8 protein-coding genes are annotated in these 12,018 nt (G+C 67.5%); all 8 read left to right on the top strand.

What is annotated here, in order from left to right:
• Window positions 1-61 precede the first annotated feature (61 nt).
• The 8 genes from G1H10_RS15875 (at window position 62) to G1H10_RS15840 (ending at window position 11,905) form a co-directional block, all read left to right on the top strand.
• Window positions 62-2,047 (top strand): ABC transporter substrate-binding protein, encoded by a 1,986-nt coding sequence (locus G1H10_RS15875; protein ID WP_163739577.1) that lies wholly within the window; start codon window positions 62-64, stop codon window positions 2,045-2,047.
• A gap of 72 nt (window positions 2,048-2,119) precedes the next feature.
• Window positions 2,120-3,061 (top strand): ABC transporter permease, encoded by a 942-nt coding sequence (locus G1H10_RS15870; RefSeq protein WP_163739483.1) that lies wholly within the window; start codon window positions 2,120-2,122, stop codon window positions 3,059-3,061.
• A gap of 10 nt (window positions 3,062-3,071) precedes the next feature.
• On the top strand, window positions 3,072-4,214 hold the full coding sequence (locus G1H10_RS15865) for an ABC transporter permease (RefSeq protein WP_163739481.1): 1,143 nt from the start codon (window positions 3,072-3,074) through the stop codon (window positions 4,212-4,214).
• Window positions 4,215-4,226: 12 nt separating this feature from the next.
• Window positions 4,227-5,261, top strand: a complete 1,035-nt coding sequence (locus tag G1H10_RS15860) for an ABC transporter ATP-binding protein (protein ID WP_163739479.1) — start codon at window positions 4,227-4,229, stop codon at window positions 5,259-5,261.
• Entirely contained in the window at window positions 5,258-6,310 is a 1,053-nt protein-coding gene (locus tag G1H10_RS15855; protein ID WP_163739477.1) for an ABC transporter ATP-binding protein, read from the top strand. Before G1H10_RS15860 ends, G1H10_RS15855 begins: the two co-directional genes overlap by 4 nt.
• Window positions 6,311-6,382: 72 nt before the next feature.
• Window positions 6,383-7,939: a family 16 glycosylhydrolase gene (locus G1H10_RS15850; RefSeq protein ID WP_163739475.1), complete on the top strand. Its 1,557-nt coding sequence runs from the start codon at window positions 6,383-6,385 to the stop codon at window positions 7,937-7,939.
• 73 nt (window positions 7,940-8,012) lie between these two features.
• Complete coding sequence (locus G1H10_RS15845; protein ID WP_163739473.1) at window positions 8,013-10,445, top strand: beta-glucosidase; 2,433 nt, start codon at window positions 8,013-8,015, stop codon at window positions 10,443-10,445.
• Between the two features lie 5 nt (window positions 10,446-10,450).
• Window positions 10,451-11,905 (top strand): arylsulfatase, encoded by a 1,455-nt coding sequence (locus G1H10_RS15840; RefSeq protein WP_216853311.1) that lies wholly within the window; start codon window positions 10,451-10,453, stop codon window positions 11,903-11,905.
• Window positions 11,906-12,018: the final 113 nt, after the last annotated feature.

Genomic DNA, 12,018 nt, shown 5'->3' with positions numbered 1-12,018 from the left:
ACACCGTGTTCCGCCGCCCGATGCACATCTGGCCATGACGCACCTCAAAGGAGAGTGTCTGATGGACCCACAGATCGATCGACGGCACCTGTTACAGCTCAACCGACGACAACTGCTCCGCGCGGGCGGGGCGCTCACACTTGCGGCGCTGGTTCCCGCGTGCAGCTCCGGCAGCGGCGACGGCGGCAACGGCGCGACCCCGAGCGCGCCGCCGGAGGGCGGTACCGGCGAGGCGCCGGGGCTCAAGGCATTGGTCGACAGCGGTGAGCTTCCGCCGCTGGCCGAGCGGCTGCCGGCCAGCCCGATGGTGGTACAGCCCATTGAGGAGATCGGCCAGTACGGCGGAACCTGGCGTAACGGCATGGTCGGCACCGACGGTGGCCGGCTGATCTACACGCTCGCGTACGAGAACCTCGTGCGGTGGAACCTGGACTGGACCGAGCCGATTCCGAACGTAGCCGAGGCAGTCGAGATCAACGACGACGCCACCGTCTACACGTTCATTCTCCGGGAAGGCATGAAGTGGTCGGACGGTGCGCCGTTCACGGCCGACGACATCCTGTTCGCCTACAACGACGTGCTCACCCACCCCCAGGTCAATCCCGGTGACTACGGCCTGTTCGTCGCGGGTGGCGAGATGGGCACGCTGGAGAAGGTCGACGACGTCACCGTCGTCTTCACCTTCGCCGCGCCGCACGCGCTCTTCCTGGAGCAGCTCGCCGGCGAGATCGCCTATATGCCGACCCGGCTTCCGCGCCACTACCTGGAGAAGTTCCACCCGGACTACAGCGACGACGCGGAGCAGAACGCGAAGGACGCCGACTTCTCCGGATGGGTGGAGGCGCTGCAGGATGCGTTGTGGGGCGGGGCGATGTGGCACGACATCGAGCTGCCGCGACTGCACGCGTGGGTTCCGACCACGCCCGTCTCGGACGCCACCGAGATGCTCTTCGAGCGGAACCCGTATTACTGGAAGATCGACCCGGACGGCAACCAGTTGCCCTACCTCGACGGGATCCGCTTCGGCATCTTCCAGGATGCCGAGGTCCTGTTGCTGAGCACGCTGCAGGGCGAGATCGACATGATCGATCGGGTGGTGACCACGACGACGAACAAGCCGGTGCTCGCCCGCGACCGGGAGTCCGGTGGCTACGACTTCTTCGACCTGGTGCCGGACAAGATCAACACAATGACGATCCTGCTGAACCAGAACTGCCAGGACGAGGTTAAACGGGAGATCTTCGGCAACAAGGATTTCCGGATCGGATTGTCGCACGCGATCAACCGGCAGGAGATCATCGAAGCGGTCTACGCCCGCCAAGGGGAGCCCTGGCAGCCGGCGCCGCTTCCGGAGAGTGCTCTGTACGACGAGGAGATGGGCAAGCAGTACACCGAGTACGACGTCGACCTGGCCAACCGGCACCTCGACGACGCCGGGTACACCGAGCGGAACGCCGACGGCATCCGGCTGGGGCCGGACGGCAAGCCCATCTCGTTCCGGATCCTGGTGGCCACCGATTCCGGCAAGCCGGAGATGATCGACAGCCTGGAGCTGGTGAAGGGGTACTGGCGCGAGGTCGGCATCGACATGAGCATGCAGACCGAGGCCAATGAGCTGCGCTACGAGCTGATCCAGGCCAACGAGCATGAGGCACACGTCTGGGACGGCGACGGCGCCCTCGACCCGGTGAACTCTCCCAGTTTCTACCTGCCGCGGTGGGGCATCGACAACGTCTTCGCGTCCAAGTGGTCCAACTGGCTCGACGGCGACACCGAGGACGGCATCGAACCGCCGGAGCCGGTCAAGGAACAGTTCCGGATCTACCAGGAGGTTCTGGTTGAGCCAGACCCGGATCGGCGGAACGAGCTGATGGCTGAGGTGCTGCGGATCGCCAAGGAGCAGTTCTACCTGATCGGCATCAGCACGCCGGTTCCGCCGTACGGCGTGGTGAAGAACAACTTCCGCAACATGGTCGACCAGACCTTCTTCGCCGCGAAATTCCCCTACCCGGGCGTGACCCACCCCGAGCAGTACTTCGTGACGTAGCGACGCGGCCCGGCCGCGCTGTGCCCATCCGTCCGTAACGTTCACTGCTCTGACACGCACAGGAGGTGTGGCGTGCTCACGTATATCGGGCGCCGCTGTCTCTATATGGTGCCGACCTTGTTCGCCATCTCGGTGGTGGCGTTCGCCATCATTCAGCTTCCGCCGGGCGACTTCCTGACCTCCTGGGTGACCCGGATGGAGTCCGAAGGCGAGAAGGTCGACCCGGCCATGCTGGAAGGCCTGCGGGAGCGGTACGCCCTGGGCGATCCGTTCTATGTGCAGTACGGCAAATGGATCAGCGGCATCCTCTTCCATGGCGACTTCGGCGAGTCGTTCGAGTTCGGCCGGAGCGTGACGAGCCTGGTACTCGACCGGCTGCCGTGGTCGATCGGGCTGACCGTGTTCGCGCTGATCTTCACCTGGGTGGTGGCGTTCCCGATCGGGCTGTACTCCGCGGTGCGGCAGTACTCGATCGGGGACTACCTGGCCACGACGATCGGCTTCCTGGGCCTCGCGATTCCGAACTTCATGCTCGCCCTCGCCATGATGTACATCGCGTACCGCGTCTTCGGGTTGAGCACCAGCGGCATCTCGCCGTTGACGATCGGGATCGCGATCGTGGTGCTCGGCACCGCGGGCACCGCCGGAACGATCCGGATCCTGCGCGCCAATCTGCTGGACGAGTTGAAGAAGCCGTACGTCGTGGCGGCGCGGGCGCGGGGCGTCTCGGAGCGGGCACTCGTCGTCAAGTATCCGGTCCGGATGGCGTTGAACCCGTTCGTGTCGACCATCGGCTGGGTGCTCCCGGGGCTGGTCGGTGGCGAGGTGATCGTCGCCCAGGTGTTGAACCTGCCGACGACGGGGCCGCTGCTCTTCAGCGCGCTACGTACCCAGGACATGTACCTGGCCGGATCCATCATCTTGATCATCAGTGTGCTGACGGTGATCGGCACGTTGCTGTCCGACATCCTTCTCGCCTGGCTGGATCCACGGGTCCGGCTGGGCTACCGGTAGGAGGCGACTCATGACCACGGTGCTTCTCGACGCCGACACGACCTCGTCCGTCGAGGCCGGGGCGGAGACCGGAACGAAGAACGGCCGGCGGACCGCCAAGCAGTGGCGGCTGGTGTGGTGGAAATTCCGGCAGCACAAGCTGGCCATGGTGGGGCTCGTCCTCATGTTCGGCATCTACCTCGTGGCGCTGTTCGCCGAGTTCCTGGCGCCGTTCGGCACGAGCACGTTCAACTCCGAATACACCTACGCGCCTCCGCAGCGGATCCACGTGGACTGGGGTGAGGGCCTGTATGTGCACGGCTACACCTCGACCATCGATGAGGAGACGTTCGAGCCCACCTTCGAGGTGGACGAGAGTCAGCGGATCGAGATCGGGCTGTTCGTCAAGGGTGAGGAGTACGAGCTGTTCGGGCTCATCCCGTGGGATCGGCACCTGATCGGACCAGAAGACCCGGGCCAGCCGATGTACCTGCTCGGTGCCGACCGCAACGGCCACGACCTGCTGTCTCGCCTGATCCACGGCACCCGTATCTCGATGACCATCGGGCTGGTGGGCGTCGCGATGGCTCTGGTTCTGGGGATCATCCTGGGCGGTGTCTCCGGCTACTTCGGCGGCAGGACCGACACGGTCATCCAGCGCATCGTCGAGTTCTTCATGTCCATTCCCGGTATCCCGCTGTGGATGGGGCTGTCGGCGGCTCTGCCACACGAATGGGGACCGATGCAGCGTTATTTCGCGATCACGGTGATCCTGGCGGTGATCGGCTGGACGGACATGGCGCGGGTGGTGCGCGGGCGGTTCCTGTCGTTGCGGAACGAGGAGTTCGTGACCTCCGCGCGCCTGGACGGCAGCGGGCGGCCACGGGTGATCTACCGGCACATGCTGCCGTCGTTCACCAGCCATCTGATCGCGTCGGTGACGCTGTCGATCCCGGCGATGATCCTGGCCGAGACGTCGCTGAGCTTCCTCGGTCTCGGTCTGCAGGATCCGGTCGTGAGCTGGGGCGTGCTGCTGCAGGACGCACAGAACGTGCGGGTGCTCTCGACGGCGCCGTGGCTGATGCTCCCGGGCGTCGCGGTGATCGTCGCGGTGCTGGCGCTGAACTTCGTCGGCGACGGCCTGCGGGACGCCGCCGATCCGTACAAGAGATGAGGGCGTGAGCACATGCCGCGTGAAGATCCATTACTGGAGATCTCCGATCTGCGTACGCACTTCTTCACCCGGGAGGGCACGGTGCGTGCCGTGGACGGGGTGAGCTTGACCGTTCCGCGGGGGAAGACGGTGTGCGTCGTGGGTGAGTCGGGGTGCGGCAAGAGTGTGACAGCGCGTTCCGTACTCGGACTGGTCGACGAGCCGGGGCGGATCGTCTCCGGCGAGATCTGGTGGCGGCGCCGTGGGCAGGAGCCGGTGAACCTGGCACAGCTCGGACCGAGAAGTGAGGAGATGCGCCGGGTCCGGGGCGGTGAGATCTCGATGGTGTTCCAGGAGCCGATGGCGTCGCTGTCGCCGATGTACACGATCGGTGACCAGCTGGTCGAGGCGATCCGGATGCACCTCCCGTTGACCCAGGAACAGGCACGTGAACGGGCCACCGACCTGCTGCGTCGTGCCGGTATCCCGCGGGCCGAGGAGCGGTTGGATGCGTACTCGTTCCAGTTGTCGGGTGGGATGTGTCAGCGGGTGATGATCGCGATCGCGTTGGCGGCGGATCCGGCGTTGTTGATCGCGGATGAGCCGACGACGGCGCTGGATGTGACGACGCAGGCGCGGATCATCGACTTGCTTCGTGACCTGCAGGCCGAGACGGGGATGTCGGTGTTGTTCATTACCCATGATCTGGGTGTGGTGGCGGAGATCGCCGATGAGGTGGTGGTGATGTATCTGGGCACGGTGGTGGAGCGTGGCGGTGTGGATGAGATCTTTCATGATCCGAAGCACCCGTACACCAACGCTCTGTTGGGGTCGATTCCGCGGATGGGTGCCGGCGCCGGGCGGCGGTTGGCCACGATCCGGGGGAATGTGCCGCATCCGTCGGATCGGCCTGCGGGGTGTCCGTTCCATCCGCGTTGTGATGCGGCGATCGGTGGCGTGTGCGACGTCTCCGACCCGCCGCACATCGTGTTCGGCGAGGCCCGCAGCGTGCGATGCGTGCTGCACGACGACGTGCACCGTTCGAGCGCCGCGGAGGTGCGAGCATGACGGATTCGGTGGCAGCACCCGAGCCGGTCATCGAGGTCCGGGATCTCACGGTGCATTTCCCGGTGCGGAAGGGTTTCATCGGCCGCACCGTCGGGCACGTGCGTGCCGTCGACGGCGTGGACCTGGCGATCCGTCCCGGTGAGACGCTCGGCCTGGTCGGCGAGTCCGGGTGCGGGAAGACGACGCTCGGGCGGTCGATCGCCCGGATCCTCAAGCCCACCGGCGGCGAGGTCCGGTACCGCGGGCCGGACGGCACGGTGACGGACCTGGCCACGCTGGGTGAGCGGGCGCTCAAGCCGTTTCAGCGGCAGATCCGGGTGGTCTTCCAGGACCCGTTCTCTTCGCTCAACCCGCGGATGACGCTGCTACAGATCGTCGGTGAGCCGTTGCGCGCGAACGGGATCGCGTCCGGGTCCGAGCTGGAGCATCGCGTCGCGGAGATGCTCGAGCGGGTGGGGCTGTCGCCGAAGTACATGAACCGGTACCCGCACGCGTTCTCCGGCGGGGAGCGGCAGCGGGTCAACATCGCCCGGGCGTTGATCTTGGGGCCGCGGGTGGTGATCGCCGACGAGCCGGTCTCCGCGCTGGATGTCTCGGTGCGGGCGCAGATCCTGAACCTGTTGCGTGACCTGCAGGAGGAGCTGAAGCTGACGTATCTGTTCGTCTCGCACGACCTGTCGGTGGTGGAGAACATCTGTGACCGGGTGGCGGTGATGTACCTGGGGAAGATCGTCGAGGTCGCGGATACCGCGGAGCTCTACTCGTCGCCGCGGCATCCCTACACCGAGGCGCTGTTGTCCGCGGTTCCCCGGCCGGACCCACGGCTGCGGGGCGCGGGGCGTCGGATCCGGCTCGCCGACGACCTGCCCGACCCGGCCAACCCGCCACCCGGTTGTTACTTCCACACCCGCTGCCCGTATGCCGTGCCGGGTGTGTGCGACATCGACGGCCACGGCCCGGTGCTGACCGGAACCGGGCCCCAGCACGACGCCGCGTGCCTGCGGACGAGCGAACTCGACCTCGTCGGCGTGGCGTCCGAACCCGCCTGAACGACCTGGCGAAGGGAGGCATACGTACCGCACCTGAACGCGTACCGCTCGCGACGAAGGGATCACACCATCATGCGAACGCGACGACGCATCACCTTCACTGCGACCGCCGCGGCCGTCACTCTCGGCGGTCTCACGGCCGTCACCGGCCAGGCGAATCCAGCCGACTCGGCCCAGCCCGACGCCGCCGAACCGGCGCAACCTCAGCTCAGCGCCGCACTCGACCCGGGCGGTGAGTCGTTCGTCGAGGATTTCGACGCAGGGATAGACGAGGGCTTCTGGTACGTCAACGACGGCTACAACAACGGCGGTCACCAGAACTGCCAGTTCAACGCGGCCAACGCCACCACCGCCGACGGCATCCTGACACTCACCCTGGACGACACGGCCTACGGGGACCGCGACTACTCGTGCGGCGCTATCCAGACGAACAAGCGATACAGCTACGGCACCTACGAGACCCGGATGAAGGTCGGCGCGGCGAGCGGCACCAATTCGTCGCTGTTCTCCTACGTCGGTCCCTACCACGGGCAGCCGCACATGGAGATCGACTTCGAGGTGCTCGGTAAGGACCCGACCGTGGTGGAGCTCAACACCCACGTCGACGGTTCCAACCGGGGCCCGTGGCCGGTGGACATCGGATACGACAGCAGCGAGCAGTGGGTCGACTTCGCCTATGTGTGGGAACAGCACCGGATCCGGTACTTCATCGACGGCGAGCTGGTGCACACGCTCACGGATCCGGCGGATATCCCGACGCACAACCAGTTCGTGTTCACCATGCTGTGGGGCACCGACACCCTGTCCGGGTGGATGGGTCCGTTCGAATACCCGGGCCACCCCATCACCACCGAATACGAGTATGTGGCTTTCACCCGTGCGGGCGAGGACTGTCAGTTCGCCGGGTCGGTCGCGTGCGATATCGACGTCCAGCCGCCGACCTCGTCGTTCGTCGACGAGTTCGAGACGCTGGACACGACCCGGTGGGGCGTCTCGGACGGCTGGAACAACGGCGCGCGGCAGAACTGCACCTGGGACGCGGACCAGGTGGCGGTGTCGGACGGCGTGTTGAATTTGACCTATGTGGAGCAGCCCACCGGCGACCGCGACTACGCCTGCGCGGAGGTGCAGCACAAGAGCAAACTCGGCTACGGCACGTACGAGGTGAGGATGAAGGGCGTGCCGGGGTCCGGGGTGATGTCGACGTTCTTCACCTGGGTCGGCGCGACGTCGTCCGAGCCGTCCGAGGCGATCGATATCGCGAAGCTGCTCGGCGTCAATACCGGCCAGGTCAAGGTCAACACCTGGCGGAACGACCAGCCGCTGCGGCCGACGCTCGTCGACTTGTCCGCGCCGTCGGACGAGGTGTTCCACGACTACGGGATGGTGTGGACCGCGGATCAGCTCGACTTCTACGTCGACGGCGAGCTGTCCGTGTCGATCATCAACGCCGACCGTATCCCGGACCGGGCCACCAACATGTTCCTCAACATCTGGGCGAGCGAGACCACACCCGAGATGGGAGACTTCGTCCCGCCGGACGGCCCGCTGACGATGCAGGTGGACCGGGTCGCCTACACCGCACCGGGCGACGCGTGCCAGTTCGCCGGCTCCATCGCCTGCAGCTAGCGGCCCGATTCCGCTGTAGCGGCCGCCTGCATATCTGAAGAGACCAGCACGAGAGACAAGGACACGTCCCACGATGCCCGATGACACTGCGACACCCGTTGACACGCAGCTGACGCTGTTGGTGGAGAAGCTCACCCTGGAGCAGAAGGTTCGGTTGCTGACCGGAGCCGACATGTGGGGCGTGCACGACGAACCCGCGATCGGCCTGCGCCGCATGGTGCTCTCCGACGGCCCGTCCGGCATCCGCGGTGAGAGCTTCGACGGCCGGGAGACGGCGCTGAACCTTCCGTCGGCGACGTCGCTGGGGGCATCGTGGGACACTGACCTGGCCCGCCGGTATGGCGCGATGCTGGCGGTCGAGGCCCGCCGTCGCGGTGCCGACGTGGTCCTCGGGCCGACCATCAACCTGCACCGAAGCCCGCTCGGCGGGCGGCATTTCGAAGCCTTCTCCGAGGATCCGCTGCTCACGTCGCGGCTGGCGGCGGCGTACGTGCGCGGTATCCAGGACGGTGGCGTCGGCGCTTGCCCGAAGCATTATGTCGCCAACGACTTCGAGACCGAGCGGTTCACCGCGGACGTGGCGGTCAGCGAGCGTGCGCTGCGGGAGCTGTACCTGGCGGCGTTCGAGGACACCGTGGTGTACCAGCGGCCGTGGATGGTGATGGCCGCCTACAACGCGGTCAACGGCACGACGATGACCGAGAATGCGCTGCTGGCCGAGCCGTTGTGCGGCGAGTGGGGGTTCGACGGCGTCGTCGTTTCCGATTGGTGGGCGGCGCGCACCACGGACGCGGCGGCGCTGGCCCGGCTGGACCTGGTGATGCCCGGGCCGGACGGGCCCTGGGGCGAGAAGCTCCTGGAGGCGGTGCGCGCCGGCCGGGTGCCGGAGGCGACAGTCGACGAGAAGGTCCGTCGGCTGCTCCGGTTGGCCGGCCGGGTCGGTGCGCTGGACGGCATCGCGGCGGCGGTTCCGTCTCCACCGTCCGGCGAGGACGGTCCCGCGCTGGCTCGCGAGGCCGCGGCCGCGGGCATGGTGCTGGTGCGCAACGCCGGTGAGCTGCCGTGGGAGGCGTCCGGCCTGCGGAAGGTGGCCGTGATCGGCCAGAATGCCTACCTGGCCCGTACCCAGGGTGGCGGCAGCGCGCTCGTGGAGCCGGAGTACACGGTCTCCCCGCTGGATGGGCTGCGGGCCGCGCTCTCCGGCACCGACGTGACGTGGTGCCTCGGAACGGTCGCGCAACGGGCGGTGGTGCCGCTGCCGCCCGGTGACCTCACCGACCCGGTGACCGGAGAGCCCGGCGTGCGCGTCGTCTACACCGACGCCGAGGGTGAACAGACACATAGCGAGTGGCGACGGGACTGCGACCTGGCACGCCTGGGTTCGCCGCGGCTGCGCGAGGCGGCGGCCGTCGAACTGGCAATGCGATATCGACCGCGGGAGTCCGGCCCGGCACGCCTGGCGGTCGCCGCTGCCGGCCGGGTGACCCTGCAGGTGGACGGCGTCGCCGTGCTGGATGAGGTGCTCGTCCACGACGGTCCGGTCTTCGGTGGCGGGCTGGTGTCACCGCCGCTGGCAGGGGTGCCGGTCCAGTTGATCGCGGGCGATCCGCTCGAGATCCGGGTCCGGTTGGAGCCCGCTCGGGACCTGCCGGAGAACGCGGCCAGCCTGGTGGTCGGATTCGACCTGGAGACGATGTCGCCTCAGGAACACCTCGACGAGGCCGTCGCTGCGGCTCAGGCTGCCGACGTCGCCGTCGTCGTGGTCGGGACCAGCCCGGATGTGGAGAGCGAGAGCTTCGACCGGGCCGGCCTGTCCCTGCCGGGCCGGCAGGACGAACTGGTGCGCGCAGTGGCGGCGGCGAACCCGCGCACGGTCGTCGTCGTCAACGCGGGCGCGCCCGTCACGATGCCGTGGCGGGACGAGGTGGCGGCGATCTTGCTCACCTGGTTCGGCGGCCAAGAGTATGGGAACGCGCTGGCCGACGTCCTGCTCGGGGTGGCGGAACCGGGCGGTCGGCTGCCCACGACGTGGCCGGCCGAGGAGGCGGACGTACCGATTCTGGATACCGCGCCGGTGGACGGAGTGGTCCGCTACGACGAGGGTGTGCACATCGGGCACCGGGCGTGGTTACGCGCGGGAGCCATCCCCGCCTACCCGTTCGGCTTCGGCCTCGGCTACACATCGTGGGACATGTCGGATCTGGAGGTGGACCTGCCGTCGGTGAAGGTGCGCGTGCGGAACACCGGCGCACGGGCGGGCACCCACGTCGTGCAGGTGTATCTGTCGTGTCCCGACAGCTCCGTCGAGCGGCCGGCGCTCTGGTTGGCCGGCTTCGCCGTCGTCCGGGCGGAGGCGGGGCAGACCGTCACGGCGACGGTCGACCTCCAGCCGCGGGTGTTCGCGCACTGGGAAGGCCGGTGGGAGGTAGAGCCGGGGCAGTACCTGGTGCACGTCGGTCACCATGTGGGCGATCTGCCGCTGACCGCCGAGGTACGGGTGCCGTGATGTCCATGCCGGAGCCGCCCAACATCGTCCTGATCATGGCTGACCAGTGGCGCGGAGACGCGCTCGGGGCGGCCGGGCATCCGGTGGTGCAGACTCCGTTCCTGGACCAGCTCGCCTCCCGCGGTGTCCGGTTCAGCCGGGCGTACTCGGCGTCGCCGACGTGTATACCGGCGCGGGCGTCGCTGCATACGGGGATGTCGGCGGCGTCGCATGGACGGGTCGGCTATCAGGACCACGTTCCGTGGAACTACCAGGTCACGCTCGCGGGTGAGCTCACCCGCGCCGGCTACCAGACGCAGGCGGTCGGGAAGATGCACGTCTATCCCGAACGAAGCCAGCTCGGATTCCAGAACGTGATCCTGCACAGTCCGACCGGGATCGTGCGGATGGCGCGCCAGCGCGGGCTGGATCCGGACCTGGTCGACGACTACCTGCCGTGGCTGCGTCAGCAGCTCGGCCGGGATGCGACCTACTTCGACCACGGCATCGACAGCAACTCCTACGTCGCTCGGCCGTGGGACAAACCGGAGCACACACACCCGACGAACTTTGTGGCGACGCAGGCGGCCGACTTTCTGCGCCGCCGTGACCCGCGCAAACCGTTCTTCCTGTTCGCCTCGTTCAATGCTCCGCATCCGCCGTACGATCCGCCGGCCTGGGCGTTCGAGCAATACCTCGACCTGCCGATGCCGGAGCCTCCGGTGGGTGACTGGGTCGATCGGTTCGCGGCGCAGACGGACTCGGCGAACCCGTCGGCGTGGGTGGCCGACGTCGACGATCGGACGCTGCGGCGCGCCCGGGCGGGCTACTTCGGGCACATGTCCCACGTCGACCAGCAGATCGCCTTTCTGCTGGCGGAACTGGAGCATCACGGGGTTCGGGACAACACGTACGTCTGTTTCGTCTCCGACCACGGCGAGATGCTCGGTGACCACCACCTGTTCCGGAAGGGATTTCCGTACGAGGGTTCGGCGCGGATCCCGGCCCTGCTGGCCGGACCGGGCCTTGCCGGTGGGGCGGTCCGGGATGAGGTGGTGGAGCTCCGCGACGTCATGCCGACGCTGCTGGAGTGCGCCGGTGTCGAGATCCCGGCGACCGTGGAGGGGCGGAGCTTGCTCGGCCCGGCGCGCGGCGTAGAGGAGCCCTGGCGGGAGTACCTGCACGGTGAGCATGTCATGTTCGGTGAATCGCAGCAGTGGCTCACGGACGGCCGCACGAAGTACGTCTGGTTCTCCGGATCCGGACATGAGCAGCTCTTCGATCTTCAGACCGATCCGGCCGAGACACATGATCTGGCGGGCGGTCCGTCGTCGGCGCAGATGCTCGGGCGGTGGCGGGAACGGCTGGTGAGGGAGTTGTCCGGCCGGCACGAAGGGTTCACCGACGGCCGGCGGCTGATCCCGGGGCGACCGGTGTCGGCCTGCCTGCCGCACGCCACCGGTACCGGGTCCGATCGGTAACCAACGCATCTGCCGCCCAGCCCGCTTTCCCGCCGTCCTGCGGCGCAGGGCTGAGGTCGTGGCCTTCACGCTATTGACACCCCAGCGTCATGTGTCATAACTTCGCGTTCATA

This window comes from Phytoactinopolyspora halotolerans, from assembly GCF_010550675.1.
GTDB lineage: Bacteria > Actinomycetota > Actinomycetes > Jiangellales > Jiangellaceae > Phytoactinopolyspora > Phytoactinopolyspora halotolerans.
The sequence above is the reverse complement of the archived record's forward strand: the minus strand, read 5'-3'. Positions and strand labels throughout refer to the sequence as shown.